Genomic DNA, 26,337 nt, shown 5'->3' with positions numbered 1-26,337 from the left:
ATGGGATTAACTCCTCAGGACCGCCGCGAAGCGTGATTTCGCTTCGCCGACGATGGCATCGACTAACTGATTGATTTCATCGTCATTCAGCGTGCGCGAAGGATGCTGCCAGGTCAAGCCCAGGGCGAGACTCTTGTGGCCTTTTTCGATCCCTTCCCCCTGATAGACATCGAAAAGCCGCAGGTCGACCAGCCACTCGCCCGCCTGGTCACGCATGGCGTCCATCAAGGCCATGACCGGCACGTCGTCCTTCACGACCAACGCCAGATCGCGCCGCACCTCGGGATGCCGCGACAGCGGCTCGAACGCCGGCAAGAGGCCCTGGGTCGCCGCCTCCAGCTCGAGCTCGAACACGAAGGCACCGGTCTTGAGGCCCAGCTCGGCCCGCACGCCGGGGTGCAAGGCACCGACCCATCCCACCGGGCGCCCATCGCAGATGATCCGCGCCGTCTGGCCGGGATGCAGCCCGGGATGCTCGCCGGCCTCGAAACGCCACGCGTCGGGACGATGCGTCAAGGCCAGCAGGCTCTCCAGGTCGCCCTTGAGGTCGAAGAAGTCGACACGCTCGCGCGTGGCCGACCAGCCTTCGGGATGCCGTGGCCCGCAGATGATGCCACCGAGCATCGATACCTGCTCGAGGTCATCCAGCCCACCGCGAAACACCAGCCCAGTCTCGAACAGGCGCACCCGGGGCTGTTGCCGGTTGAGGTTGTGCATCATGGCCTTGACCAGTCCCGGCAGCAGACTCGCGCGCATGACCGACATGTCCGCCGAGATGGGGTTGGCCAGGGCCGGTGCGATCGCCCCCGGCGTCAGCGTCTCCTGCAGCTCGGGCGCGACGAAACTGTAGGTGATGGCTTCCTGGTAGCCACGCGCCACGAGATGGCGACGCAAGCGCGACAGAGGCTGACGCGTCTCGTCGGCGGCGCTGAGTTTCAGACGCGCGGCGGGACGGCGCACCGGGATCCGGTCATAGCCGTGAATGCGCGCCAATTCCTCGATGAGGTCTTCCTCGAGGGCAATGTCGAAACGCCAGCTGGGCACCTTGACGCGCCAGCCTTCGGCAACGACGTCGACGTGCATGCCCAACCCCGACAGGATGTCGACGACATCGTCATCGGCGATGACCAGGGACAGACACTGATCGAGGCGCACCCGGCGCAAGGTCACGCTGCAGCCCAGCGGCAGGTGATCGGGGCTGGCCACTTCCGTGACCGGACCGGGGTCACCGCCGACGATCTCCAGCAGCAACTGCGTCGCGCGCTCGAGCGCCACCTGCGTCAACTGAGGGTCGACGCCACGCTCGAAACGGTGAGACGCATCGGTGTGCAATCCATAAGAGCGCGCCTGCCCCGCCACGGCCAGCGGCGAGAAGAAGGCCGACTCCAGAAAGATATCCTGCGTGTTCGCATTGACGCCGGACGCCTCGCCTCCCATGACACCGGCGATCGCCAGCGGCCGATGCACGTCGGCGATGACCAGGGTACCGTCCCGCAGCGCGATATCCTGTCCATCGAGCAGCGTCAGACGCTCGTCGCCCCGGGCTTCGCGCACCACGATGCCATCCTGCAGGCGTGCCAGGTCGAAGGCATGCATCGGCTGGCCGAGCTCGAGCATCACGTAATTGGTGACATCGACGATCGGGTCGATGGCGCGAATGCCGCTGCGCCGCAGGCGCTCGGTCATCCACAGCGGCGTTTCCGCCGCGAGATCGACACCGCGAATCACCCGGCCCGCATAGCGGGGGCACTGAGCGGGGGCCTCGACGCGCACCGGAAACGTTTCCTGATTCTTCGGCGTCACGACACTGATCTCGGGCTCGTTCAGCGGAAGGCGGCTCAATACGCCGACCTCGCGCGCCATCCCCTTGAGGCTCAGGCAGTCGCCGCGATTGGGGGTCAGGTCGACTTCGATGGCATGGTCGTCCAATGCCAGCCAGTCACGCAGGCCGTCCCCCACCGGCGCCGTCGGCGGCAGCACCCAGATACCGTCCGACGTGCCTTCCTCCAGCTCCAGCTCGGAAGCCGAACAGATCATGCCGCGCGACTCCACGCCACGCAGCTTGGCCTTCTTGATCTTGAAATCGCCGGGCAGCGTGGCATTCACGCGCGCGAACGGCACTTTCTGCCCCACCGCGACATTGGGCGCGCCGCACACCACCTGAACGGGTTCGTCGCCGCCGTCATCGACATGGCAGACGTTGAGCTTGTCGGCACTGGGATGCGGCTGCTTGTCGACGACCTCGGCGATGACCACGCCGTCGAAGGCGCCCGCCACCGGCGCGATCGCGTCGACTTCCAGCCCCGCCATCGTGATGTGATCGGCCAGCGCCTGCGTGGTCCAGTCGGGGGAGACCCAATGGCGCAGCCATGTTTCAGAAAATTTCATGTTACTTCCTGTGTCCGTGGTCGCTGATCAGCCGAATTGGCGCAAGAAGCGCAAGTCGTTTTCGAAAAACAGCCGCAGGTCATTGACGCCGTAGCGCAGCATCGTCAACCGCTCCGCGCCCATGCCGAACGCGAACCCGGTGTAACGCTCGGCATCGATGCCCGAATGACGAAAGACCTCGGGGTGTACCATTCCGCACCCCATGACTTCCAACCAGCCGCTGTGCGAACACACACGACAGCCATCGCCTCCGCACATGACGCACTGGATATCGACCTCGGCGGAGGGCTCGGTAAACGGGAAATAGGAAGGACGGAAGCGCACGGAAAGCGACTCCCGCTCGAAGAACGCCTTGAGAAAATCCTCGATCGTGCCCTTCAAGTCGGCAAAGCTCACGTCCTCGTCGACCAGCAGGCCTTCCACCTGGTGGAACATCGGCGTGTGCGTGAGATCCGAGTCGCTGCGATAGACCCGCCCCGGGCAGACGATGCGTATCGGCGGCGCCTGCTCCTTCATGGTCCGCACCTGCACCGGCGAGGTATGCGTGCGCAGCAATCGTGACGCATCGAAATAGAACGTATCCGCCATGCCCCGTGCGGGATGGTGGGCCGGAATATTGAGCGCCTCGAAGTTGTGATAGTCGTCTTCGAGCTCGGGCCCCACGGCCACGTCGAAGCCGATATGCGCGAACAGGGACTCGATACGCTCGAGCGTGCGGGTCACGGGATGCAAGCCCCCCGTGGGCTCACCGCGCCCGGGCAGCGTCACGTCGATACGCTCCTGGGCCAGGCGTGCATTCAATTCGGCGTCCTGCAGATGCTTCTTGCGTGCCTCGAGCTCGTCCGACAGCACTTGCTTGGCATCATTGATCTGCTCGCCGGCCTTGGGACGCTCTTCCGCCGGCAGTTTGCCGAGCCCCTTGAGAAGAGCGGTAATCTCACCTTTCTTGCCCAGATAGCGCACCCGAACCTCGTCGAGTGACTGGACATCCTCCGCGCTCTCGATGGCGGCGCGAGCCTCGGCGACCAGTTGTGGGAGATGGTCCATCCGTCTAGCTCCGATGCTAAGTGCCCGTGGTGAACCACCGCTCGTCGGGCAATGGTCCAGACAAAAAAACAGGGGAAGAGCGGCTGCTCTCCCCCTGCGGCTTCATGCGCATGATGAAACACTCATGATGAGCGTCCCACCCGCCCGTTACTGAGCAGCCTTGGCCTTGTCGACGATCGCGGCAAAGGCAGCCTTTTCATGGACGGCGAGATCGGCCAGAACCTTGCGGTCGATCTCGATGCCGGACTTCTTCAGGCCGGCGATGAAGCGGCTATAGGACAGACCGTTGGCGCGTGACGCCGCGTTGATACGCGTGATCCACAACGCACGGAACTGACGCTTGCGCTGACGACGGTCACGATAGGCATACTGACCTGCCTTGATGACCGCCTGCTTGGCAACGCGGAAAACGCGAGACCGGGCACCGTAATACCCTTTGGCCTGCTTGAGAATCTTCTTGTGTCGACGACGAGCGACGACACCACGCTTGACACGAGTCATGGCTTACTCCTGACGTTTGAAAAATCGACTACCGATACTGTCCATGCCAGCACTGTTCATACAAACACTGTGCATGAAAGTACTTAGAAGGAAAGTACTTAGAGGTTCGGCAACATGCGCTGGATCAACTGCTTGTCGGCATCGTGAATCTGCTTCATGCCGCGCAGCTGACGCTTACGCTTGGTCGACTTCTTGGTCAGGATGTGACTGCGAAAAGACTGCTTGTGCTTGAAGCCATGAGCCGTCTTCTTGAAGCGCTTCGCAGCGCCGCTGTTACTCTTGATTTTAGGCATGAGGGAAAACTCCACTCGGTTTCTTCAGAAAACCCGAGGCCGGCAGGCCAGCCGAAGCCGCCTGCCCGTTAAACTGCCAACGGATCACTTCTTTTTGGGCGCCAGGATCATGATCATCTGACGACCTTCCATCTTGGGGAAGGATTCGACAGTCGCCATGTCCTCGAGGTCGGCGGCGATCCGTTCCATCAGCTTGCGGCCGATGTCCTGGTGCGCCATCTCACGTCCCCGAAAACGCAGCGTGACCTTGCCTTTGTCGCCCCCTTCGAGGAAACGCGTCAGGTTTTTCAATTTCACCTGATAGTCGCCCTCGTCGGTACCAGGTCGGAATTTGACTTCCTTGACCTGAATCTGCTTCGTCTTTTTCTTCTGAGCAGAACGCTGTTTCTTCTGCTCGAAAAGAAACTTCCCATAGTCCATGATCTTGCAGACGATGGGGTCAGCGTTGGAGATCTGGACGAGATCCAAGCCCTCGGCCTCGGCACGCTCCAGCGCGTCCTGAGTCGAGACGACACCAACCTGCTCGCCGCTGCTGTCGATGAGGCGGACTTCGTCCACACGAATACGGTCGTTCATTGGGGGGCGCTTCTCTTGAGGGCGCCCGCGCTGGTTATTCCGCTTGATCGTTACGTCTCCGTTCTATCGATTGACGTTCTTTATACCCCTTCTTCCTGCAGACGCGCAATCAAGGCGTCCACCGATAGCGAGCCCAGGTCCTCTCCGCTACGCGTACGGACGGCAACCGCACCCGCCTCGACTTCTTTGTCACCTACAACGAGAAGATAGGGGATCTTTTGCAACGTATGTTCCCGGATTTTAAAGCCGATCTTCTCATTCCTCAAGTCCGTCTTGACACGCAGACCGGATTTCTGCAAACGCTGCGTCACGGATTCGGCGTATTCCCGCTGGGCATCGGTGATGTTGAGCACCACGGCCTGGAGCGGTGAAAGCCACAAGGGCATGGATCCCGCATAGTGTTCGATGAGGATACCGATGAAGCGTTCCATGGACCCCACGATGGCGCGGTGCAGCATGACCGGCGCCTGCCGCGAACCGTCCTCGGCCACGTACTGCGCGCCGAGCCGGGTCGGCATCATGAAATCCACCTGCATGGTACCCACCTGCCACTCGCGGCCCAGGCAGTCGCGCATGTGATACTCGATCTTGGGGCCATAGAAGGCGCCTTCACCGGGCAACTCTTCCCATTCGACGTCACAGCGGCTCAGGGCGTTGCGCAAGGCCTCTTCGGCGCGATCCCAGTTGTCGTCGCTGCCCAGACGCTTCTCGGGCCGCAGGGCGATCTTGACGGCGATGTCGTCGAAGCCGAAATCACGATAGACCGCCAGGGCCTGCCGATGGAATGCCGTCACCTCCGGCTCGATCTGCTCCTCGGTGCAGAACACGTGACCGTCGTCCTGAGTGAACGCACGTACCCGCATGATGCCGTGCAAGGCGCCCGAGGGCTCGTTGCGGTGACACCCTCCGAATTCGCCATAGCGCACCGGCAGTTCGCGATAGCTGCGCAGCCCGGAATTGAAGACTTGTACATGCCCGGGACAGTTCATCGGCTTGAGCGCATATTCGCGCTTTTCCGATTCAGTGAAGAACATGTTCTCGGCATAGTTGTCCCAATGGCCGGACTTCTGCCATAGCGACACATCCATGATCTGCGGGCAGCGAATCTCCTGATAGCCGCTGTCCTTGTAGACGCCGCGCATGTACTGCTCGACGGTCTGCCACAGCGTCCAGCCGCGCGGGTGCCAGAACACCATCCCGGGCGCTTCTTCCTGCATGTGAAAGAAGTCGAGCTTGCGGGCCAGCTTGCGATGATCGCGCTTTTCCGCTTCCTCCAGGCGCTTGAGATAGGTCTTCAGCGCCTTCTTGTCCGCCCAGGCCGTCCCGTAGATGCGAGTGAGCATCGGCTTGTTGGCATCGCCACGCCAATAGGCCCCTGCCAGCTTGGTCAGCTTGAACGCCTTGAGGTGACGGGTGTTGGGCACGTGCGGCCCGCGGCACATGTCGATGTATTCTTCGTGATGGTAGAGACGCACCGTCTCGCCATCCGCGATGCCCTCGACGATTTCCTGCTTGTATGGCTCGTCGCGGTCGATGAACGTCGCCAGGGCCTGCTCTTTCGTGACGTACTCGCGGATGACCTCGTACTCATGATCGATCAACACTTTCATGCGTTTCTCGATGGCCTCGAGATCCTCCGGCGAGACCGACTGGCCGAAATCGATATCGTAGTAGAAGCCATCGTCGATGACCGGCCCGATCGCCATCTTGGCATCGGGATAAAGCTGCTTGACGGCATGACCGACGAGATGGGCACACGAGTGGCGAATGATCTCCAGCCCTTCCTGATCGCGCGGCGTGAGGATGCTCACTTCGGCATCGTGCTCGATCACGTCGGCGGTATCGACGGGCACGCCGTCGATCTTGCCGGCCACGCAAGCCTTGGCCAGCCCGGTACCGATCGACTCGGCGAGCTGCATGACGGTGATGGGGGAATCGAAAGTCTTCTGACTGCCATCAGGCAGGGTCACGATGGGCATGTAACATCCCTTATCTTCAGTGGTGGCCCATACCAGGGACCACATGAACGACGAAAATGATTGGCGCGCTCGGCGACATTGACGCTGCCGCTCGCACGAGCGATGCGGCGCTCTAGGCCAAACGTATGACACGGTGAATTGCGCACACTAGCAAGCCCGTGAAACGCCGTCCAGTCGCGCCCATGCAAACGAAAGAGGGCGCCCGAAGGCGCCCTCTTCACATCGCGGTGTGAGGCTAGGCTTATTCTTGCTCGCCCAGCTCAACACGGCGGTTTTCAGCACGACCTTCGGCAGTTTCGTTGGTGGCGATCGGATTCTGCTCACCATAACCGTAAGTGGTGATGCTGTCGGCGTTGACGCCCTTGGACACCAAGTACTCCTTCACAGAATCGGCACGACGCTGAGAAAGATCTTTGTTGTAGGACGCGCTACCCACGGAGTCGGTGTAGCCTTCCAGACGAACATCGACGCTTTCGTTGGAGGACAGCTTCGCTGCCACGTCGTCGAGGATGTTCTCGGCTTCACTGGTCAGGGTGGCGGAATCGAACTCGAAGTTCACGTCCTTCAGCACCAGGTCGGCGGCACAGCCAAGCGCGTTGACTTCAGCACCGGCCGGAGTGTCCGGGCACTGGTCCTGATAGTCCGGCACGCCGTCGCCGTCGCTATCCAGCGGGCAGCCACTGGCGTTGACTTCGACACCTGCCGGCGTTCCCGGGCACTCGTCCTTGTAGTCCGGCACGCCGTCGCCGTCGCTATCCAGCGGGCAGCCCTGCGCGTCTACCGCCACGCCAGCCGGCGTGTTGGGGCACTGATCGCGATCGTCGGGAACGCCGTCGCCGTCGCTGTCGACAACCTTGTCGGAATAATCGGCGCAGAGCAAAGCACCCGCTGTCGCACCGCCGACACCACCGAGAGCGGCACCGGTATCTTCGTCCGAGTCGCTGCTCGAGGCGTAACCGATACCGCCGCCGATCAAGCCACCTGCCAAGCCGCAAACGAACGGCGACTTGTACCAAGCCTGATCGTCGTCAGCGTTGTAGGAAGATTGAGTACCGGAGCTGGCACAGCCGGACAGGCCGACAACCAACGCGGAACCGAGCAGCAAGCCAGTCGTAGATTTTTTCATGTAAGACTCCTTCTTAACACAGCGCTAGCGTAACGGGACGTTACCCAGCGGGGTCCGAGTATAGAAGCGGTTCTCGGTGTGAGGAAGGCATTTTTGCCTTTCTCTCGTCAAAAAAGAAAGCACAAAGACTCCCGTTCAGCCAGTGCTTTACCCATCACCGGCGCTTCTACCGATGAATGCCCCCTCATCATTATGCATTATCCGCATTGATGCAAATAAAAAAACACTGTTAGCACACTCGATGCACCACTCTTGTACAACTTTCAGACATCCGACTGATGGAGCCTCACCAGGCGCTCGAACAACGCGATTCCCGTGTCCAGCAGGTCATCCGGAAAGTCGTAGCCGGGGTTGTGCAGCGGCAGGCACCGCTCGCCGGCGCCCAGGGTCAACAGCGCACCCTGCCCCTGCGCGGCCAGCCAGCCGAAGTCTTCCGACCAGCGGTGGGCCTCGGGCAGCGCCGTCAAGGGCATGTTCAGCGATCGGGCGGCTTCGCGAATCGAGGCAACGGCGGCGGGATGATTACGCGTGGCCTGAAAGACATCGCACCAGTCGATCTCGATCCCCAGGTCGTCCTCCTCCGCTTCGGCCCGCGCAAGCGCCACCGAGGCCTCCGCCAGCGCACGCATCATGGCGTCATCCTCGGTGCGCAACGTGGCCATGACCTCGGCCTGCCCCGGCGACGTACCGAAGGCGACCTCGCCCAACCGCGCGTGGATCAGCGTGACCATGACCAACCCTTGATCGTCGGGCAGTTGCTGGGGCAACCGCTTGAGGCCCTGCAGAATCCGGCACATCGCCAGCGCCGGGTTGCGGCCCTGCTCCGGGTGTGCCGCATGCGCGCACAAGCCGTTGAGCCGGATGATCAGCCCACGCGACGCACAGGTCATGGCGCCCTCCCTCACCGACACTTCTCCCAGCGGCTTGCCGGGCAGATTGTGCAGTGCATATACATGATCGGGAGCGATTTCCTCGAAACGCGATGATTCCACCACCTCGCGGGCGCCACGCCCGGTTTCCTCCGAAGGCTGAAACAGCAGCACCGTTTCGCCATGCGTCGGCGGCTGCTCCGCCAGGCGCTGCGCCAATCCGAGCAATACCGCCATGTGCCCGTCATGGCCACAACTGTGCGCCACGTGCTCACAGGTCGATTTCCAGGCGATTTCCGCGGTCTCGTCGATGGGCAAGCCATCGAGTTCGGCACGGAACATGACGCGCGGCCCCGGCAAGGTGCCCGCGAACACCCCGGCCACGCCATGACCACCCAGACCGGTGACGATGCGTGTCGCCCCCGCCTGCTCGAGCCAGCCCGCCACCCGGCGGGCCGTTTCGGTTTCCTGCCCCGACAGCTCCGGCGCGGCATGCAGCCGATGACGAATCTGGGCCGGCGTCAGCGACAAAAATGCCTCGTTCATTGCGTTCTCCTGCGGCATGCCCCTAGCCGTGGGGCCACTCACGTTTGAAGGCCAATACCTGACGCGCAGCCTCGTGAAGCTCGCCCTGACGCGCTTCCTGCAGGGCGATGCGTTCCCGGTCCTCGGCGAAACGCTGCTTGGCGGACAGCGCCTGGCGCGCCGAGTGCGTGTGCAAGTGCTCGGTCAGGCGATGGATATCGACGAACACCCAGAAGGCATCGCGTTCCAGCAACGACGGATCGATGATTTCGAGCAGTACCTTGCAGCGTAACGCCCCTTCCACCAGATCGACCTGATCGCCCAGCATGGCCGTGGCGATCGCCTCGAGGCTTTCCAGACAATTGCGGTTGGCCCGCTCGACCTCTTCACGGCGCGCTTCATCGCGCCGCTTCACCTCTCGCCACAGGCGCCATGCATAACCGCTCATGGCGGCGATGATCAGCACCGCCAGTCCTGCCAGGCTCCAGCCCATCACTGCGGACATGGTCGCTCCTCATTGTTGAATACGTGATGCACGACATGCATGGACAGCACATCCAGTGCGACGCCGAAAAAGCAAACGAGCGCGGACACTACCGAGCCTGTCCGCGCCGGGCAAGCCTTCGCCTGCGCGCCACCCTTAGACCAATGGATAAGCCAATCACAACTCCTACCTTAGTAGCATTGGCGGCAACGTAAGCAATGCAATCATTAGCCTCATCCAGGAGTCGTTCATGAGCGATACAGCCTCTGTCTCGCAACGTCCCAGCGCCGCGAAGATCGGGCTGTGGCTCGGGCCGCTGTGGGTCATTCTCTGCCTGCTTCTGCCCGCCCCCGCGGAAATGTCGGCAACCGCCTGGGCATGCGTCGGTTTCTCGCTGCTGATGGCGACCTGGTGGGCCACGGAAGCCATCCCGATCCCCGCCACCTCGCTGCTGCCCATGGTCCTGGCGCCCGCCCTGGGCATCAGCGACCTGGACACCGTGGCCCCGGCCTATGCCGACCCTATCATCTACCTCTTCCTCGGGGGGTTTCTTCTCGGCATTGCCATGCAACGCTGGAACCTCCACCGTCGCATTGCCCTGAAAGTGCTCAGCATCGTCGGGCAGAAGCCACGCCAGCAGATCGCCGGTTTCATGATCGCCACCGGCTTCATCAGCATGTGGGTCTCGAACACCGCCACCAGCATCATGATGCTGCCCATCGGCATGTCCGTGGTCAGCCTGCTTGGCGGTAACGACTCCCGCGACGTGGCGCGCTACTCCACGGCCCTGTTGCTGGCCATCGCCTACGCTGCCAGCATCGGCGGCGTCGCCACGTTGATCGGGACGCCACCGAACGCCTTGCTGGCCGGCTACCTTGCCGGCGAAGGCATCGACATCGGCTTCGCGCAATGGATGACCATCGGGCTGCCCATCAGCATCGCCATGATGGCCGTGACCTGGTGGTGGTTGACCCGCAAAGGCTTCGACCTCGAGCAAAGCGAGGACGGCGACCAGGTGATTCGTCGCGAGCTCGACGCCCTCGGCGGCATGAGCCGCGCCGAGCGGCGTGTCGGCCTGATATTCCTGGTGGCCGCCGCCGCCTGGATCCTGCGTCCGCTGATGAACCAGGCGGGGCTCGACTGGCTGTCGGACACCACCATCGCCCTGGCCGCCGGTCTGGCGCTTTTCCTCGTTCCCAGCGGCGACAAGGAAAGCGGTGCCCTGCTCGACTGGGAAAGCGCCAAGGACCTGCCCTGGGGCGTCCTGCTGCTGTTCGGTGGCGGCCTGGCTCTGGCCGGCATGATCAAGCGCTCCGGGCTTGCCGAGTGGATCGCCCAGCAGCTGTCGGTGTTCAGTGCACTGCCGCTGTTGATGCTGGTCGGCATCATCGTGCTGGTCATCATCTTCTTGACCGAGGTGACCTCGAACACCGCCACGGCCGCGGCCTTTCTGCCCCTGCTCGGCGCACTGGCGATCTCTCTGGACATTGACCCGCTCCTGATCACGGCCCCCGCCGCCGTCGCCGCCAGCTGCGCCTTCATGATGCCCGTCGCCACGCCACCCAACGCCATCGTCTTCGCCACCGGGCACATGAAGATACAGTCGATGATTCGCGCCGGCCTGATGCTCAACCTCATCGGCACGGTCTTGATCACGCTGATCACCGTCGGCTTGCTGCGCCTGCTCTGGGCCTGACACGCCACTGACGGTCCACGTTCTCAACCCATCGGCCCTGCCCACAGCGACATTCATGTCGACATCGGCAGGGCCTTTTCATGCGCAGGAAATGTCTGAAGATAACGGTATAAAAACGGCGACGGCGGCTAGAGCCCGAACAGGTGCACGATGGGCGGCAACAAGAACGCCGTGAAAAGCCCGGTCAGTCCCATGGACAAGCCCGCGAAGGCACCGGCCACGGCACCGATGGAAGAAAACGAATGCGCCGTGCCGAAGCCGTGCGCCGCCAGGCCCATGGCAAACCCCTGGACGCTCGGGTCACGCACCTTGACCAGGCGAAAGATCACCGGCCCCAGGGCGCAGCCCACAGAGCCCGTCAGCAGCACCAGCCCCGCCGCCAGGGAAGGAATGCCGCCCAGCTTTTCGGCGATCCCCATGGCAATGGGTGACGTCACCGAGCGAGGCGCCAGCGTCAGCACGGTTTCGCGGCTGGCCCCCATCAGCATGGCGAGCCCGACGGTGGACGTGACCGCCGTCACGATACCTGCGCCGCACCCCAGCAGGATCGGCAGCAACATGCGCCTGACACGCTCGCGATAGTCATAGAGGGGAATCGCCAATGCCACGGTCGCCGGGCCGAGGAGAAAATGAATGAACTGCGCGCCCTCGAAATAGGTGGCGTAATCGGTGCGAGTGAGCTTCAGGAAGCCGATGAGCAGCACGATGGCGATTATCACCGGATGCAGGAACGGCGTTCCGCCCAGGCGTCGATTGATGCGAGTCGCGGCGATGAAAGCCAGCAGGGTCACCAGCAAATACAGCAGCGGGCTCGCCGAAAGATACACCCAGAGCCGATCGAGTACCGGGAGATTCATGACCGATCCTCCCGCAGCGCGTCGCGAGGATCCCTGGGCGTCGATCGGGTCAAGCGCTCCATCACTTTCGCGGTCACGGCCAGTGTCAGGGCTGTCGATACCACCAGCGTCACCACGATCGGCCAGAAGTCGGCCTCGATGAGACCGAAGTGCACCATGATCCCGACCCCGGCGGGCACGAACAGCAGCGTCAGATATCGCAACAAGCCTTCGCCGCTGGTGCGCAGGCCCGCGGGCACTCGCCCGTTCACCATCAACCCCACGAGCAGCACGGCCATGCCCAGCACCGGACCGGGCACGGGCAAATGCAGCGCGTGCACCAGGATTTCGCCAATGAACTGGCACCCCAGCAGGATGCTCATACCTAGAATGAGTGGCATTGTCGTCGTCTCCCCTCAAGATCCCGCGCCATTTTACATCTTTCGTCTAACGGCTATAGCGCCATCGGCAGGATCGCTCCTCCCATGCGCTCGACCACGCGGCAAGCAATTGAAAAAAAAGCGCTATCGAGGGTTTTCATTTACGCAAAGCCAAGGTAGTATACGCATCGTTCTCGGGCAGGGCCCCACGGTCACTCGCCGGAGAACGCAAAAAACGGAGCGTGGCGCAGCTTGGTAGCGCGCTGCAATGGGGTTGCAGAGGTCGCTGGTTCGAATCCAGTCGCTCCGACCAGAATGATCAAGAAAAACCGCCGCTAACGGGTCATGCCGAGCGGCGGTTTTTCGTGGGTGTGTTACGCTCGAGGAGGTGGATGCCAGACCGCACTCACCGTGTGGCCATGGCAATGGAACCCTCGTCGCCTTGACGAGTCACAACGCCACGTACGCAACCTCAGCGAGATTGATCATCATGCTGCATGACGCGATCGAGATACGGAAAATCGGCCACCACGACACCGACGAGGTACGCTATGAAGTCTACGATAGCGATACCGGCGTGAGTCTGGGGCTTTACCAGAGCATGGAACACGCGGAAGCCGAACGTCAGCGGATGAAGGCCTCCGACAACGAGCTCAAGTCAGGTAGCGCGGACGACGATCCCAGCGTGGAATGACCCCCGAGGGTGGCACCGCCACCCTTCTCGCCTCCCCTGCTTTCACTTCCTGTACTTTCACTGCCTGCGACCGCACTGGACGTTGCGAGTGACGCCTTGCGCGATCCGCGTCGCGAATGACCGTCTCGCCAGGCTACTTCTGCCGGCGATCCCGCCACAGGTCCCAGCCGATTCCCGCGGCAATGCCCGTGACGACTCCCGCCAGCACGCTTCCCGCCACCAGCCATGTCACCAGCCCGACCATGATGCCGAGCAAGGCTCCCGGTAATTCCTTCATGCCATCCTCGTCGAGCGTTGAGCGACATAGGGCTGAACGCACACGCGGCGCATACAGTCCCATGTCTCCCAATGGAACGCGCTCATGTCATTTGCTGCCATTCGATCAGCGCGGCCGCCACGGCATTCGGGTCGAAACCGCTGCGATGCAGGCTGGATGACATGATCGCGGCCTGTGCTCCCTGACGGGTCACGAACAGACGATAGCCGATGTAGTCGCCGCGCTCGCAGCGTGCATTGACCTGGCCGCAGACGACCCGCTTGGCGGGCCCGCCGACGCGCGGGGCTACCGCGCGGATATCGCGGAACACGGCCGTGGCGGGATACTTGAGCAACTTCCTGACATTGGCCTGCGCGAGATAGATTTCCTCGTCGGTGGCCGACGCCCATTCCAGGTGATCACGGGCAATCTGGGCCGTGATCGCTCCCTGCTTGTCGAGGGGCAATGCCGGCAACGCTGACGAATCCTCGATCAGGCCACCGCTCACCAGCAGCAAGATGCCCCAGAGCTTCATGTTCTCTCCTTACACGTCATGGTATCGGTTAGCGGCTCATGTCGATGCGCCACTCTACGCTAGGTGGCAGACGGCGCGCGAACGCCGCATCCCTTGAGGATGACCTGGCACAGGAAGTCGGTAATCGCACGATAGTAGCCGTCGTCGAGCTGTGCCTGATCGGTGATGCCCAGTATCTGCGCCTCGAAATCCGCGTAATGCTGGGTCGCCGACCAGATCAGGAAGATCAGCCACACCGGATCGACGGGATCCATCAGCCCCTTTTCCGCCCAGCGCTCGAAGATGCGCGCCCGGGAACGCACCCATTCGCGCAACTCGCCATGCAGGTAGGACTGCAGGAAAGGCGCGCCCTGGAGCACTTCCGCCGCGAACAGGCGAGACCCCTGGGGATGCTGCTGCGTGAGACGCATCTTGCTGCGAATGAAGCTCTCCAGTACCTCGCCGGGATCGTCGTCTTCGTCGATATCGTCGAGCATGGCATTCCAGCGCGCCATCATACGCTCGAGCAGCGAGACATAGAGCTCGCGCTTGCTGCCGACATAATACAGCACATTGGACTTGGGCAAACCGGCCGCCTCGGCGATGGCCTGCACGCTCGCCCCACGATAGCCATGGCGCGCGAAAATCCGCTCCGCCGCCTCGAGAATCACGCTTTCATTGCGCGCCCGCGTTCCCGATCCGGGCACTTTCATCGTCGTCATGGCCGCTCTCTTCGTTGCCGGGTAAGAAAGTCTGCCCCAGCGAGCGCAGCCGGTGCAACGCACCCGTGCCCGTCGCCTGCCGCACGCCGTGTCGAATGCCCGACGAGAAGACACGAAGATCCATCCTCATCCCGCGCTCGCAGGGGTTGTCATCGGCGACATTTTGATCAACGCTTATAAAAGTTGACCAGATGGTCATACCATGTAGCCCGACGGCACACCCCGGCCCAACAATGACAAACCGACGGACATCCCGATGATCGAGTTCTATCTCAATGGCGAAGCACAACGCTGCGCATCGCTGGCACCGGAGACCAGCGTGCTCGAGCTGCTGCGCACGGTCCTGCAGCGCACGGGAACCAAGGAAGGCTGCGCTTCCGGGGACTGCGGCGCTTGCACGGTCGCCATCGGCATGCCCGACCAGGCGGGCGGACTTCGTTATCACAGCACCAATGCCTGCATCACGCCGGCCCATCAGCTCCAGGGCTGCCACCTGGTGACCGTCGAAGGCCTGGCGCGAGGTGACGCCCTGCATCCCGTGCAGGCCGCCATGGTCGACTGCCACGCCAGCCAGTGCGGCTTCTGCACGCCCGGCATCGTCATGTCACTGTTCACCCTGCATGAAGGGCGACGCGAAGGACGACGAGATGCCCTGGCCCCGCTCGACGATGCACGGCTGGAAGCCACGCTGGGCGGCAACCTGTGCCGTTGTACCGGGTATCGCCCCATTCGCGACGCGGCCCGCCGGCTGGATCGATATCCCGATGTACGTCCCCCCTGGGCCGACGACGCCGCCCTCGCCGACAACGTCGCCGCCCTGAGTGACGAGCTCGAAAGCGACGGCTACGCGATGCCACGCACCCTGGCAGCGCTCCACGACGTGCGCCGTCAGCGGCCTCGGGCACGCCTCGTGGCCGGGGCCACCGACCTGTGGCTGGAAACCACGCAGCGCCTCGAAGCCTTCGAGGACGTGATCGACATCAGCCGCGTGGCCGAGCTGCAGGCAATCGACGAAACGCCCGACGGCTGGTGGATCGGCGCAAGCGTTGCCTACACGCGTCTCGAGCCCCTGCTCGAGACGGCCTATCCGGCCTTTGCCCGCATGCTGCAACGACTGGGCTCCGCCCAGATTCGCAATCGCGGCACCCTGGGCGGCAATATCGCCAACGCCTCCCCCATCGGCGACACGCCACCGGTTCTCCTGGCGCTGGGGGCACGTCTGGCGCTGGAAGGGCCCGACGGGGCTCGGGAATTGCCGCTGGAGGCATTCTTCCTCGACTACAAGCGCACCGCTCTCGCCCCCGGCGAATTCATCCGCGCGATTTTTCTGCCTCGGCCCGCCGGGGACCGGCGTCTGGAAGTCTGGAAACTCTCCAAGCGCCGCGAGGACGATATTTCCGCGGTGCTCGGCGCCTTCGCCTGGCAAGAGCAGGCCGGACGTCTGCATGGCGTACGCCTGGCCTTCGGCGGCATGGCGGCCACTCCTCGGCGGGCCGAGGCCGCCGAAGCCGCCCTGGAAGGCCAGCCGCCCGATGCCGCAGCCTTCGACGCGGCTCGCCAGGCACTCGCGCGCGACTTTCAGCCCCTCGATGACGTGCGGGGCTCGGCCGCCTATCGCCAGCTCGCGGCCGCCAACCTGCTCGAGCGGCTGCGCCTGACCCTCACCCACCATTCGCCGCGGGAGGTCTGCCTCGATGCGTACGCTCACTGATCTCTCACGCCCGGTTCCCCGGCCGGAGCCCGCCACACAGGCGGACGACACGCCGACGTTGCCCCGGCAAGCGCCGCCCCATGACAGCGCGACCCTGCATGTCACCGGCCGGGCACGTTACCTCGATGACCAGCCGGCCCCCGCGAACGCCCTGCACGTGGCGGTCGGCTTGAGTCGGGTGGCGCATGGCCGCCTGACCCGGCTCGGGCTCGACGCCGCGCGTCGCGCCCCCGGCGTCGTCGATGTCATCACCGTGGTCGACATTCCCGGTCATACCGATGTGGGGCCGGTGTTTCCCGGCGACCCGCTGCTCGCCGACGCCGAGGTCCGCTATGCAGGACAGCCGCTCTTCGCGGTCGCCGCGACCGACTTCACGTCCGCCCGGCGTGCCGTCGCCCTGGCCGAGATCGAGATCGACGCGCTGCCCGCGCGACTCGACCCCGTGGCCGCCGCCGAGGCCGAGGAATGGGTCCGCCCGCCGCACGTTCAGCAACGCGGTGACTGGCAACGCGCCCTGGACGACGCCCCCCATCGGCTGGAGGCTCACCAGTTCGTCGGCGGGCAAGAGCACTTCTATCTCGAGGGGCAAGCCTGTCTGGCCCTGCCCAACGAGGACGATGGCGTGACGGTGCACACTTCCAGCCAGCATCCCAGTGAAGTGCAGAAGCTCGTCGCCGAGGTCCTGGCGATCCCGTTCCACGCCGTCACCGTCGAAGTCCGGCGCATGGGCGGCGGGTTCGGTGGCAAGGAGACCCAGGCGGCACCATGGGCCTGCCTGGCGGCGCTGCTGGCACGCCGCACCGGGCGCGCGGTGCGGCTGCGACTGCCGCGCGGCGACGACATGCGCGCCACCGGCAAGCGTCATCCATTCCACAACCGCTACCGGCTGGGTTTCGACGACGCGGACGTGCTGCAAGGCGGCGACATCACCGTCATCGGCGACTGCGGCCACTCGCCGGATTTGTCCGAGGCCATCGTCGACCGCGCCATGTTCCATGCCGACAACGCCTATTCGCTGGGCCAGGCCCGGGTCACCGGTATTCCTGCGCGCACCCACATGCCCTCCAACACGGCGTTCCGTGGCTTCGGCGGCCCGCAGGGCATGATGATCATCGAGCGCGCCATGGACGATATCGCCCGCCATCTCGGCGAGGACCCGCTCACGATCCGCAAGCGCAACCTGTACCGTCCCGAACACGACGTCACCCATTACGGCCAACGCGTCGAGCAGATCGGACTGCTCCACGAACTGGTGTCGCAACTGGAGGCGAGCAGCGACTACTGGGCACGACGTTCGGCGATTCGCGCATACAACGCCAGCAGCCCGGTCCTCAAGAAGGGCCTGGCGCTCACCCCGGTGAAATTCGGCATTTCGTTCACCGCCAAGCACCTCAATCAGGCCGGGGCGTTGTTGCACGTCTATACCGATGGCAGCGTGATGATCAATCACGGCGGCACCGAAATGGGACAGGGCCTGCACACCAAGGTCGGACAAGTCGTGGCCCGCGAACTGGGGCTGGAAAACGCCGCCGTGCGCATTTCCGCCACGCGTACCGACAAGGTGCCCAACACCTCGCCGACCGCCGCCTCGAGCGGCGCCGACCTCAACGGCATGGCCGCGCGCAATGCCGCGATGCAGATTCGCGAGCGGCTGTTCGATTTCGCCGCCGAGCATTATCGGCTCGACCGCGAGGCCATGTGCCTGGAGAACGGCGAGCTGGTGGCGGGTCACGGCGAGGGCGAGCGGCGCATCGCCTGGGGCGATCTCGTCCAGGCCGCCTACCTGGGCCGCGTCTCGCTCTCGGTGACAGGCTTCTATGCCACTCCGCTGATCCATTACGACCGCGCCTCGGGCCAGGGCCGTCCCTTCTACTACTATGCATATGGCGCGGCCGTCTCCGAGGTCGTCGTCGATACGCTGAGCGGCGAGCATCGGGTCTCGCGCGTCGATATCCTCCACGACGTGGGTGATTCCCTGAACCCGGCGATCGATCTCGGCCAGATCGAAGGCGGTTTCATTCAGGGCATGGGCTGGCTGACCAGCGAGGAACTCAAGTGGGACGAGACCGGGCGCTTGACGAGCGATGGCCCGGCGACCTACAAGATCCCCACCATCGGCGACACGCCACCCGATTTCCGCGTGGCACTGCTCGAGGGGCACCCCAATTCCCAGGCCAGTCTGTATCGCTCCAAGGCCGTGGGCGAGCCGCCCTTCATGCTGGCGATCTCGGTCTGGTCGGCACTGCGCGACGCGCTGGCCAGCCTCGCCGACTATCGACTGAGCCCGGCGCTGGATACGCCGGCCACGCCGGAACGCGTGCTCTTCGCGGCACAGGCACTGCGTCAGGCGACCGCGACGGAGACCTCGCATGCGTGACGACACCTGGGACGCCGCCCTGCATCGTCTGCAACGCCAGGCACAGGCACATGTCCTGGTCAGCGTGGTGGGGGCCGAGGGCTCCACGCCCCGCGAGCCCGGCGCCAAGATGGTGGTGACCGCCGAGTCCTGCCACGACACGCTCGGCGGCGGCCGTTTCGAATACCAGGCCATCGCCCGTGCCCGCGAGATGCTGGCGACGGCGGCACGCGGCGAGTGCGTTGCCACGCCGTGCCTGGAAGCCTTTCCGCTGGGCGGGCGCAGCGGGCAATGCTGCGGCGGCCACGTGAGCGTCTTGTTCGAGTGCTTCGCAGGCGCCAGCATGCACGTGGCCCTGTTCGGTGCCGGGCATGTGGCACGGGCACTGGTCCCCTTGCTGGCGCCCTTGCCGTGGCACGTACACTGGTTCGACAGCCGTCCCGACGCTTTCGACGCCGTCGAGCCCTCGCCACGGGTCGATTGCCGGCCGCTGGACGCCGAGGCTCCGGCCGAGGGCATCGACGCGCTTCCCGCCGGCAGCCACGCCCTGGTCATGACCCACGATCACGATCAGGATCGCCGGCTCGTCGAGGCCCTGCTGGACAGGCCGGACATCGCCTCCCTGGGCCTGATCGGCTCGCGAAGCAAATGGGCGAGCTTTCGACGCCGGCTGAGCGAGGCCGGGATCGACGATTCCGCGCTGGCACGGGTGCGTTGTCCCATCGGCATCCCCGGCGCCGACGGCAAGCGTCCCTACGAAATCGCCCTCGCCGTCGCCGCCGAACTGCTGACCTTCGCGAATGCGGAGCCGCACGCCACGCACCGGGGCGTCACGCCCTCGCAGTGGCGTGACGTGACCGGCCGACGTGCCACCTATTGATCCTCGGCCGGACGCCTTGAGCGTCTCGGCCAACCACGCCAAGAGAGCATGACCCATGACCGACTCCCGACTCCTGCGCGGTGCCGTGCTGACCTTCGACGACGATCCCGGCGAGTCCCCCGTGCCACGCCCGGACAGTCTGCGCTACTGGGAGGACGGCGCCGTCTGGCTGGAGAACGGCCATATCCGCGCCGTCGATGACTACACCACGCTGGCACCGCACGTGCCGGCAGGGCTCGAGATCGTCGACTACCGTGGCAAATTGATCATGCCCGGCTTCATCGACAGCCATGTGCATTATTCGCAGCTCGACATCATCGCCTCGTTCGGACGCGAACTGCTCGACTGGCTCAACGACTACACCTTTCCCGCCGAATGTCGCTTCGCCGAACGGGCGCATGCCGAGGAGGTCGCCGAGCGATTCCTTGATGAACTCCTGCGCGGCGGCACCACCACCGCCCAGGTGTTCTGCACCTCGCATCCCGGCTCGGTGGACAGCATCTTCTCCGCGGCCCGAGCCCGCCGACTGCGAATGCTGGCCGGCAAGGTACTGATGGATCGCCATGCCCCCGAGGCCCTGATCGACACCGCCGTCGGCGGCATCCGCGACAGCGAACGGCTGATCGCCGACTGGCACGGCAAGAACCGTCTGGCGTATTCGCTGACACCCCGCTTCGCGCCGACATCCAGCCGCGAGCAACTGGATGCCGTGGGCGGCGTGCTGCGCAACGATGCCAGCCTGTATCTGCAAAGCCACCTCTCGGAACACCGTGGCGAACTGGCCTGGGTCGCCGAGCTGTTTCCCGAATGCCGCGACTATCTCGCCGTCTACGAACGCCATGGCCTGGTCGGTCCGCGCAGCACCTATGCCCACGGCATCCATCTTTCCGACGACGAACGCGCACGACTCGCCGAGACCGGCGCCAACATCGCCTTTTCACCGACCTCCAACCTGTTTTTGGGCAGCGGGCTCTTCGACCGCATCGCCACACGCGAAGCGGGCGTGGTCACCTCCCTGGCCAGCGACGTGGGCGCTGGCACCGGCCTGTGCGGCTTGACGACCCTGCAAGGCGCCTATCAGGTGGGCGCCTTGCTCGGCCAGCCGCTGACGGCATGGCAAGGGTTCTATCGGCTCACGCTGGGCAACGCCCGTGCCCTGCATCTGGAACATTGCATCGGCCGCCTCGAGGCCGGCCACGAAGCCGACCTGGTCGTGCTGGACCTCGCCGCCACCCCCCTCATGGCACGGCGAACCCAGGTCGCCGAAACGCTCGGCGAGCGCCTTTTCGCGCTGATGATGCTGGGTGACGACCGCAGCGTCCACGCCACCTGGGCCAGCGGCCGGCCGGTGCACCAGCGTGATGCAAGCGATACGCACGCCGCCCCCTCGAGGCGCATGGCACATTCCCCCACATGACCGCGTCGCGCCACGATCGCGCTGTCATGGGGCCTGACCGCCACGTCAACTTGGCATTCCGCTTGCTTGGTCATTGCTGCATGATTTTGTATACATAACGCCCGACGCAGAGACGCGGGCTCAAGGAGCCAAGCCATGTCAGCCGATAGCCCGGTTTACCACCTCGAGGATCGCCCCGGCCCGCTGGCCTCGCTGCTGGCCGCCTTCCAGCATGTCCTGGCCAGCTTCGTGGGAATCATCGCCCCCAGTCTGATCGTGGGCGGCGCGCTGGGACTGGAGCAGTACCTGCCCTACCTGCTCAGCATGGCGCTGTTCGTCTCCGGCGTGGCCACCTGGATCCAGTCGCAGCGTCTCGGCCCGCTGGGCTCGGGCCTGTTGAGCATTCAAGGCACCAGCTTTTCATTCGTCGCGGCACTCATCGCCGCCGGCCAGGCAGCGCGCACCGACGGCGCCAGCGACGAGGCCGTGATCGCCACGTTGATCGGCGTCTGCGCGATGGGCAGCTTCATCGAGATCGCCCTCGGCGGCATGCTGCATCGTCTCAAGCGCATCATCACGCCCACCGTCACCGGCGTGGTGGTGACGCTGATCGGACTATCGCTGGTCAAGGTCGGCGTCACCGACATGGCGGGAGGCGTGGGCGCCGAGGATTTCGGCAGCCTCGCCAACCTGGGCCTGGCGGCCCTGGTCATCGTGGTGGTACTGGCCTGCCAGATGTCCCGCCATCCCTGGCTGCGCATCGGCTCGGTCTTCTACGGCCTGGTCATCGTGGTGGTACTGGCCTGCCAGATGTCCCGCCATCCCTGGCTGCGCATCGGCTCGGTCTTCTACGGCCTGGTCATCGGTTGCGTGGCCGCCGTGTTCACGGGGCACTTCAACGCCGAACTCGAGTCGCTGCGCTGGTTCGCGCTGCCGCAACCGCTGCGCTTCGGCATCGGCTTCGACTGGGCAGCCTTCGTGCCCGTGGCCTTCATCTTTCTGGTGACCGCCATCGAAACCGTCGGCGACCTGACCGGCACCGCACGCGCCTCGGGCGAACCCATCAGCGGCCCCGTGCACCAACGTCGGCTGCGCGGCGGCGTGCTCGCCGACGGCGTCAACTCGCTGCTTGCCGCCCTTTTCAACACCTTTCCCAATACCACCTTCAGCCAGAACACCGGCGTGGTACAGCTCACCGGCGTGGCCAGCCGCCATGTCGGCCGCTACGTGGCGGCGATCCTGTTGATGCTGGGCCTCGTGCCGGCGCTGGGCAGCGTGCTGCAGTACATCCCGCGTCCCGTGCTCGGCGCTGCCACGACCTTGATGTTCGGCCTGATCGCGGTGTCGGGCATCCGTATCCTCAGCGACCAGGCGATGACCCGCAAGACGATCATGACCATCGCCGTCTCGCTGGGCATGGGGCTCGGCGTGCAGCTGGTGCCCGAGGCGCTGTCGGGGCTGCCGGACACGGCTCGGCAGATCTTCGCCTCGCCGATCACCACGGGCGGGCTGAGCGCCATCCTGTGTACGCTGCTGCTGCCCGGCGGTGCCCCGGCACCCGAAGAAGCGCATCAACCGCAGGCAGGTGTCACTCCGCGCCGATCCTCGTGACGGCGTGTCATCGACGCCATGATCCATCACTACGAAAGTGCCCCATGCAACGCCCCATCAATACAACAAGCACAAGGAGTCCGCCATGTCTCGCCCCACGTCTCCCACTTCCCCCACCGCCCTGGATGTGCTCGTCATCGGCGCGGGCATGGGCGGGCTGAGTGCCGCGCTCGCCTTTCAGCGCCAGGGACATCGAGTCACCGTGATCGAACGCGTCGAGGCGATACGCCCGGTCGGCGCGGCCATTTCGCTGTGGCCCAACGGCGTCAAGGTCATGCATCGCCTGGGGCTGGGCGAGACCATCGAGCACCTCAGCGGCAACATGACACGCATGCGCTATCTCACCCACACCGGCGAGCCCCTGACCGATTTCAGCCTCGCGCCGCTCTTCGACGAGGTCGGCCAACGCGCCTGCCCGATCGCTCGCGCGGCACTCCAGCAGACCCTGTTCGACGCCGTGGGGGCCGAGCACATCCAGCTCGGCCGGCGCTGCCTCGACTATGCCCAGGACGATGAAGGCGTCACCGCCCACTTCGAGGACGGCGGCCGGCAACGCGCCGACCTGCTGGTGATTGCCGACGGCACGCACTCTCGGCTGCGCAGCAAGCTGGTCGGCCACCCCGTGGAACGTCAATACGTGGGCTACGTCAACTGGAACGTGCGCGTCAGCGCCGACGAGGCACTGGCGCCGGCGGCGAGCTGGGATCAATACGTGGGCGACGCCAAGCGGGTATCCTTGATGCCGATGGGTACCGGCGGCAACGCGGCGGGCACCCAGGAATACTACTGCTTCTTCGACGTGCCGCTGCCCGTCGGGACCCCCAATGACGCCTCGCGCTATCGCGCGGAACTCCGCGAGCATTTCGCCGGCTGGGCAGCACCGGTGCACGCCCTGATCGAGCGTTTCGACCCCGACCGCATGGCACGGGTCGAGATCCACGATATACCACCGCTCGACTCGCTCACCGCGCCTCGGGTAGCCTTGCTCGGTGATGCCGCCCACGGCATGGCCCCGGATCTCGGCCAAGGGGGCTGCCAGGCCATGGAAGATGCCTGGGTGCTCGCCCGGGCCGTGCAGGACGCACTCGAAGATGGCGCGGCGCCTGCGGCGGCCATCGCCACGGCACTGGACCACTACGACGCAGCCAGAGTCGACCGTGTCGGCGACATCGTCTCGCGCGCCCGCAAGCGCGCCGCGATGATCCACGGCCGGGATCCCGTGCAGACTCATGCCTGGTACGACGAACTCGCCCATGAAGACGGAGACGAGATCCTCGCCGGGCTCAGAAAGACCATCGTCGGTGGCCCCCTGGGCTGAAATCAGCGGCCCTGCATGGCGACCACCAGCCTCGATCGTCGGACAAAGCATAAGAAAGCGTTAAGCTTTTCGGTGCATCCTGCGCGAATGACACTTCGGGGAGGTTCCATGCGCATACTTCTGGTCGAGGACGACCCGCTGCTCGGGGACGGCATCAAGACGGCACTCGTGCGCGAGGCCTATACCGTGGACTGGTTCACCGAGGGGCACCACGCCATCGAAGCGGCGCACAACGAAACCTTCAGCGCCATGATCCTCGACCTGGGGCTGCCCGACATGGATGGCATGACGGTACTCAAGCGCCTGCGCGAGAGTACCGCCTTGCCCATTCTCATCCTGACGGCACGCGACGCCGTCGAGGAACGCATAAGCGGACTCGACGCCGGCGCCGACGACTACGTGCTCAAGCCGTTCGATCTGAAGGAGCTGCTGGCGCGCCTGCGTGTCGTCACCCGGCGGGCCGAGGGACGCGCGTCTCGCAGCCTGACCCTCGGTGCCCTGAGCATCGACGAAGCCAGCCACAGCGTCAGCTGGCATGGACGCGACGTTGCCCTGGGACGCCGCGAATACGCTCTGTTGCTCGAGCTGGCGCGCCATCCCGACAAGGTGCTGTCTCGCCCGCGTCTGGAAAGCCTGCTTTATGGCTGGGGGGAGGAAGTCGCCTCCAACGCCGTGGAGGTCCATGTCCACCATCTGCGCAAGAAGCTCGACAAGTCCCTGATCATGACCGTGCGCGGCATCGGTTATCGCCTGGATCCCCACGCGGCATGACCTCCATTCGCTATTACCTGCTGCGTACGCTGGCGCTGGTGCTCATCGTGGCCGGTGGCGTGGCAGTGCTCGCCGCGTACCTGATTACCGATCACGAGCTCGAGGAAGTCCTCGACACCCAGCTCAGCCTGCATAGCCGGATCGTCGCCGGCCAGCTTCCCGATGATGTGCAGGATGCCGACCTGACCCGCCTGTCGCAGGCCCTGAGCATCCCCGATTACCCCGCCGAGACCTACCGCGACGGGCGCGCGCCTGCTGTCGGGGAGGATGGCGCATCGCCCCGGCTCTATCACGAGGAAGAGCGCAAGCTGGCGATGGGGATCTGGAACGCCGACAAAACGCCACGTCTGCTGCAGGGCAAGTGGACCCAGGGCACGCCCTTTCCCGCCCCCGAGGAAGAAGGCTTTCGCTGGGTCGACTATGCCGGCCAGCGCTGGCGTGTCTTCAGCATGTACGACGACCGGCACGACCTGTGGCTCAGCATGGGCCAGCGCAGCGACTTCCAGCACGAGATCGTGGCACGCATCACCTGGAACAATCTGATTCCCATGCTGGTGCTGCTACCCGTCATGCTGTGGCTGATGAACCGCATCATCCGGCGTGGCCTGCAACCCATTCGGCGCCTGTCGAACCAGGTGCAAGGGCGACATGCCCGCGATCTTCGGCACATCGAGCTCGACGTGCCCCGCGAGCTGGCGGGACTGCACCGGTCGCTGAACGATTTCATCGACCGGCTGGGCGACACCCTGGAGCGCGAGCGCCGTTTCACCGCCGACGCCGCGCACGAATTGCGCACTCCGCTGGCCGCGCTGCGCATCCACCTGGATAACGCCAAGGCCGGCGAAACCGCGTCGCTGCAAAAGGCCTATACCGGCATCGAACGCCTGCAGCGGGTCGTCGAACAGTTGCTGGTCCTGGCGCGCCTGGATCGCACGCCGGACACACAAGCGACCTCGATCGACCTTTACCCCATCGTCATCGATCTCATGGCCGACTTGTGGCCGCTCGCGCACGACCGCGGGCAACGGCTGACCCTCGAAGGACTCCACCAGCTACGCATCCAGGCCGATGAAACCGAAGTCGGCATACTGTTTCGCAACCTGCTCGACAACGCCCTGCGCTACACGCCGGAAGGCGGCCATGTGGAGGTCGAGCTCGGCGAGACCACGCAAGGGAACGCGCAAATCCGCGTCCGTGACAGCGGTCCCGGCATCCCCGAAGACCTGCTCGAAGAGGTCACGGAACGCTTTCGGCGCGCCGCCGATCAGCGCACCACCGGCAGCGGGCTCGGCCTGTCCATCGTCCTGGAACTGGCGCAACGTCAGCACGCAACGCTTCACTTGCGCAACCGTCCCGAACACGGCCTGGAAGCCACGATCACCTGGCAGGCCCCATGAGATCCACGAGG

The 26,337-nt window shown here is 64.6% G+C and carries 25 protein-coding genes and 1 tRNA gene; 11 read left to right on the top strand and 15 right to left on the bottom strand.

The features are described 5' to 3' along the window. Positions 1 to 6: 6 nt before the first annotated feature. From pheT to CSAL_RS09105, 9 genes are all read right to left on the bottom strand, one after another. On the bottom strand, positions 7 to 2,388 hold the full coding sequence (gene pheT / locus CSAL_RS09145) for a phenylalanine--tRNA ligase subunit beta (protein ID WP_011507102.1): 2,382 nt from the start codon (positions 2,386 to 2,388) through the stop codon (positions 7 to 9). A 27-nt stretch (positions 2,389 to 2,415) separates the two neighbouring features. Beyond that, positions 2,416 to 3,435, bottom strand: coding sequence for a phenylalanine--tRNA ligase subunit alpha (gene pheS, locus CSAL_RS09140; protein WP_011507101.1), 1,020 nt, complete (start codon positions 3,433 to 3,435; stop codon positions 2,416 to 2,418). 147 nt (positions 3,436 to 3,582) lie between these two features. After that, positions 3,583 to 3,936, bottom strand: a complete 354-nt coding sequence (gene rplT / locus CSAL_RS09135) for a 50S ribosomal protein L20 (protein ID WP_011507100.1) — start codon at positions 3,934 to 3,936, stop codon at positions 3,583 to 3,585. Between the two features lie 98 nt (positions 3,937 to 4,034). Beyond that, positions 4,035 to 4,229, bottom strand: a complete 195-nt coding sequence (gene rpmI, locus CSAL_RS09130) for a 50S ribosomal protein L35 (protein ID WP_011507099.1) — start codon at positions 4,227 to 4,229, stop codon at positions 4,035 to 4,037. An 84-nt stretch (positions 4,230 to 4,313) separates the two neighbouring features. Further along, positions 4,314 to 4,853: a translation initiation factor IF-3 gene (infC, locus tag CSAL_RS09125; RefSeq protein WP_083831097.1), complete on the bottom strand. Its 540-nt coding sequence runs from the start codon at positions 4,851 to 4,853 to the stop codon at positions 4,314 to 4,316. Between the two features lie 32 nt (positions 4,854 to 4,885). Beyond that, entirely contained in the window at positions 4,886 to 6,784 is a 1,899-nt protein-coding gene (gene thrS / locus CSAL_RS09120) for a threonine--tRNA ligase (RefSeq protein WP_011507097.1), read from the bottom strand. A gap of 241 nt (positions 6,785 to 7,025) precedes the next feature. Then, a complete protein-coding gene (locus CSAL_RS09115) occupies positions 7,026 to 7,910 on the bottom strand; it encodes an OmpA family protein (RefSeq protein ID WP_011507096.1) in 885 nt (294 codons plus the stop codon). Between the two features lie 263 nt (positions 7,911 to 8,173). Beyond that, positions 8,174 to 9,325 (bottom strand): amidohydrolase, encoded by a 1,152-nt coding sequence (locus CSAL_RS09110; RefSeq protein WP_011507095.1) that lies wholly within the window; start codon positions 9,323 to 9,325, stop codon positions 8,174 to 8,176. Between the two features lie 22 nt (positions 9,326 to 9,347). Further along, complete coding sequence (locus CSAL_RS09105) at positions 9,348 to 9,809, bottom strand: DUF2489 domain-containing protein (protein WP_011507094.1); 462 nt, start codon at positions 9,807 to 9,809, stop codon at positions 9,348 to 9,350. 229 nt (positions 9,810 to 10,038) lie between these two features. On the opposite strand from CSAL_RS09105, the gene CSAL_RS09100 reads away from it, so the two are divergent. After that, positions 10,039 to 11,484: an SLC13 family permease gene (locus tag CSAL_RS09100; protein ID WP_011507093.1), complete on the top strand. Its 1,446-nt coding sequence runs from the start codon at positions 10,039 to 10,041 to the stop codon at positions 11,482 to 11,484. A 128-nt stretch (positions 11,485 to 11,612) separates the two neighbouring features. Here the strand turns inward: CSAL_RS09100 and CSAL_RS09095 are convergent, their stop codons facing one another. Both CSAL_RS09095 and CSAL_RS09090 read right to left on the bottom strand, forming a co-directional pair. After that, positions 11,613 to 12,341 carry an LrgB family protein gene (locus CSAL_RS09095; RefSeq protein WP_011507092.1) on the bottom strand — a complete coding sequence of 243 codons (729 nt, stop codon included), beginning with the start codon at positions 12,339 to 12,341 and terminating at the stop codon, positions 11,613 to 11,615. Further along, positions 12,338 to 12,721, bottom strand: coding sequence for a CidA/LrgA family protein (locus tag CSAL_RS09090; protein WP_011507091.1), 384 nt, complete (start codon positions 12,719 to 12,721; stop codon positions 12,338 to 12,340). The genes CSAL_RS09095 and CSAL_RS09090 overlap by 4 nt, the downstream gene beginning before the upstream one ends. A 215-nt stretch (positions 12,722 to 12,936) precedes the next feature. On the opposite strand from CSAL_RS09090, the gene CSAL_RS09085 reads away from it, so the two are divergent. Together CSAL_RS09085 and CSAL_RS09080 are read left to right on the top strand one after the other, a co-directional pair. After that, positions 12,937 to 13,013: transfer RNA gene (locus CSAL_RS09085), tRNA-Pro, on the top strand. A gap of 177 nt (positions 13,014 to 13,190) precedes the next feature. Further along, positions 13,191 to 13,394, top strand: a complete 204-nt coding sequence (locus tag CSAL_RS09080; protein ID WP_011507090.1) for a hypothetical protein — start codon at positions 13,191 to 13,193, stop codon at positions 13,392 to 13,394. Positions 13,395 to 13,527: 133 nt separating this feature from the next. Here the strand turns inward: CSAL_RS09080 and CSAL_RS17580 are convergent, their stop codons facing one another. The 4 genes from CSAL_RS17580 to CSAL_RS17470 form a co-directional block, all read right to left on the bottom strand. Further along, on the bottom strand, positions 13,528 to 13,671 hold the full coding sequence (locus tag CSAL_RS17580; protein WP_156961526.1) for a hypothetical protein: 144 nt from the start codon (positions 13,669 to 13,671) through the stop codon (positions 13,528 to 13,530). 82 nt (positions 13,672 to 13,753) lie between these two features. Next, positions 13,754 to 14,185: a hypothetical protein gene (locus CSAL_RS09075; protein ID WP_011507089.1), complete on the bottom strand. Its 432-nt coding sequence runs from the start codon at positions 14,183 to 14,185 to the stop codon at positions 13,754 to 13,756. 59 nt (positions 14,186 to 14,244) lie between these two features. Then, the gene (locus CSAL_RS09070; protein ID WP_043558270.1) at positions 14,245 to 14,886 is read right to left on the bottom strand and encodes a TetR family transcriptional regulator C-terminal domain-containing protein; all 642 of its coding nucleotides are present in this window, start codon (positions 14,884 to 14,886) and stop codon (positions 14,245 to 14,247) included. After that, on the bottom strand, positions 14,840 to 15,085 hold the full coding sequence (locus CSAL_RS17470) for a hypothetical protein (protein ID WP_148266819.1): 246 nt from the start codon (positions 15,083 to 15,085) through the stop codon (positions 14,840 to 14,842). The genes CSAL_RS09070 and CSAL_RS17470 overlap by 47 nt, the downstream gene beginning before the upstream one ends. A gap of 57 nt (positions 15,086 to 15,142) precedes the next feature. On the opposite strand from CSAL_RS17470, the gene xdhA reads away from it, so the two are divergent. The 8 genes from xdhA (at position 15,143) to CSAL_RS09030 (ending at position 26,326) form a co-directional block, all read left to right on the top strand. After that, entirely contained in the window at positions 15,143 to 16,597 is a 1,455-nt protein-coding gene (gene xdhA / locus CSAL_RS09065) for a xanthine dehydrogenase small subunit (RefSeq protein ID WP_011507087.1), read from the top strand. Then, on the top strand, positions 16,581 to 18,974 hold the full coding sequence (gene xdhB, locus CSAL_RS09060; protein WP_011507086.1) for a xanthine dehydrogenase molybdopterin binding subunit: 2,394 nt from the start codon (positions 16,581 to 16,583) through the stop codon (positions 18,972 to 18,974). Before xdhA ends, xdhB begins: the two co-directional genes overlap by 17 nt. Beyond that, complete coding sequence (xdhC, locus tag CSAL_RS09055) at positions 18,967 to 19,833, top strand: xanthine dehydrogenase accessory protein XdhC (protein ID WP_011507085.1); 867 nt, start codon at positions 18,967 to 18,969, stop codon at positions 19,831 to 19,833. The genes xdhB and xdhC overlap by 8 nt, the downstream gene beginning before the upstream one ends. Positions 19,834 to 19,888: 55 nt before the next feature. Continuing rightward, positions 19,889 to 21,250, top strand: a complete 1,362-nt coding sequence (gene guaD / locus CSAL_RS09050; protein ID WP_011507084.1) for a guanine deaminase — start codon at positions 19,889 to 19,891, stop codon at positions 21,248 to 21,250. Between the two features lie 135 nt (positions 21,251 to 21,385). Beyond that, entirely contained in the window at positions 21,386 to 22,840 is a 1,455-nt protein-coding gene (locus CSAL_RS09045) for a uracil-xanthine permease family protein (RefSeq protein ID WP_011507083.1), read from the top strand. Between the two features lie 85 nt (positions 22,841 to 22,925). Then, a complete protein-coding gene (gene hpxO, locus CSAL_RS09040) occupies positions 22,926 to 24,158 on the top strand; it encodes an FAD-dependent urate hydroxylase HpxO (RefSeq protein WP_011507082.1) in 1,233 nt (410 codons plus the stop codon). 108 nt (positions 24,159 to 24,266) lie between these two features. Continuing rightward, positions 24,267 to 24,929, top strand: coding sequence for a response regulator (locus tag CSAL_RS09035; RefSeq protein ID WP_011507081.1), 663 nt, complete (start codon positions 24,267 to 24,269; stop codon positions 24,927 to 24,929). Then, on the top strand, positions 24,926 to 26,326 hold the full coding sequence (locus tag CSAL_RS09030) for an ATP-binding protein (protein WP_011507080.1): 1,401 nt from the start codon (positions 24,926 to 24,928) through the stop codon (positions 26,324 to 26,326). Before CSAL_RS09035 ends, CSAL_RS09030 begins: the two co-directional genes overlap by 4 nt. Positions 26,327 to 26,337 lie beyond the last annotated feature (11 nt).

The organism is Chromohalobacter israelensis DSM 3043 (assembly GCF_000055785.1).
In the GTDB taxonomy this organism is placed as follows: Bacteria; Pseudomonadota; Gammaproteobacteria; order Pseudomonadales; family Halomonadaceae; genus Chromohalobacter; species Chromohalobacter israelensis.
This window is presented reverse-complemented; position numbering and strand designations above follow the sequence as displayed.

Bases quoted from the DNA above. Each gene is read 5' to 3' on its own strand.
- xdhA (WP_011507087.1), top strand. From the start codon at position 15,143: ATGATCGAGTTCTATCTCAATGGCGAAGCACAACGCTGCGCATCGCTG.
- pheT (WP_011507102.1), bottom strand. From the start codon at position 2,388: ATGAAATTTTCTGAAACATGGCTGCGCCATTGGGTCTCCCCCGACTGG.
- CSAL_RS09045 (WP_011507083.1), top strand. From the start codon at position 21,386: ATGTCAGCCGATAGCCCGGTTTACCACCTCGAGGATCGCCCCGGCCCG.
- CSAL_RS09090 (WP_011507091.1), bottom strand. From the start codon at position 12,721: ATGCCACTCATTCTAGGTATGAGCATCCTGCTGGGGTGCCAGTTCATT.
- CSAL_RS17470 (WP_148266819.1), bottom strand. From the start codon at position 15,085: ATGACCATCTGGTCAACTTTTATAAGCGTTGATCAAAATGTCGCCGAT.
- xdhB (WP_011507086.1), top strand. From the start codon at position 16,581: ATGCGTACGCTCACTGATCTCTCACGCCCGGTTCCCCGGCCGGAGCCC.
- CSAL_RS09115 (WP_011507096.1), bottom strand. From the start codon at position 7,910: ATGAAAAAATCTACGACTGGCTTGCTGCTCGGTTCCGCGTTGGTTGTC.
- CSAL_RS09070 (WP_043558270.1), bottom strand. From the start codon at position 14,886: ATGACGACGATGAAAGTGCCCGGATCGGGAACGCGGGCGCGCAATGAA.
- hpxO (WP_011507082.1), top strand. From the start codon at position 22,926: ATGTCTCGCCCCACGTCTCCCACTTCCCCCACCGCCCTGGATGTGCTC.
- rpmI (WP_011507099.1), bottom strand. From the start codon at position 4,229: ATGCCTAAAATCAAGAGTAACAGCGGCGCTGCGAAGCGCTTCAAGAAG.
- guaD (WP_011507084.1), top strand. From the start codon at position 19,889: ATGACCGACTCCCGACTCCTGCGCGGTGCCGTGCTGACCTTCGACGAC.
- thrS (WP_011507097.1), bottom strand. From the start codon at position 6,784: ATGCCCATCGTGACCCTGCCTGATGGCAGTCAGAAGACTTTCGATTCC.
- xdhC (WP_011507085.1), top strand. From the start codon at position 18,967: ATGCGTGACGACACCTGGGACGCCGCCCTGCATCGTCTGCAACGCCAG.
- rplT (WP_011507100.1), bottom strand. From the start codon at position 3,936: ATGACTCGTGTCAAGCGTGGTGTCGTCGCTCGTCGTCGACACAAGAAG.
- CSAL_RS09095 (WP_011507092.1), bottom strand. From the start codon at position 12,341: ATGAATCTCCCGGTACTCGATCGGCTCTGGGTGTATCTTTCGGCGAGC.
- pheS (WP_011507101.1), bottom strand. From the start codon at position 3,435: ATGGACCATCTCCCACAACTGGTCGCCGAGGCTCGCGCCGCCATCGAG.
- CSAL_RS09030 (WP_011507080.1), top strand. From the start codon at position 24,926: ATGACCTCCATTCGCTATTACCTGCTGCGTACGCTGGCGCTGGTGCTC.
- CSAL_RS17580 (WP_156961526.1), bottom strand. From the start codon at position 13,671: ATGAAGGAATTACCGGGAGCCTTGCTCGGCATCATGGTCGGGCTGGTG.
- CSAL_RS09100 (WP_011507093.1), top strand. From the start codon at position 10,039: ATGAGCGATACAGCCTCTGTCTCGCAACGTCCCAGCGCCGCGAAGATC.
- CSAL_RS09110 (WP_011507095.1), bottom strand. From the start codon at position 9,325: ATGAACGAGGCATTTTTGTCGCTGACGCCGGCCCAGATTCGTCATCGG.
- CSAL_RS09105 (WP_011507094.1), bottom strand. From the start codon at position 9,809: ATGTCCGCAGTGATGGGCTGGAGCCTGGCAGGACTGGCGGTGCTGATC.
- CSAL_RS09075 (WP_011507089.1), bottom strand. From the start codon at position 14,185: ATGAAGCTCTGGGGCATCTTGCTGCTGGTGAGCGGTGGCCTGATCGAG.
- CSAL_RS09080 (WP_011507090.1), top strand. From the start codon at position 13,191: ATGCTGCATGACGCGATCGAGATACGGAAAATCGGCCACCACGACACC.
- CSAL_RS09035 (WP_011507081.1), top strand. From the start codon at position 24,267: ATGCGCATACTTCTGGTCGAGGACGACCCGCTGCTCGGGGACGGCATC.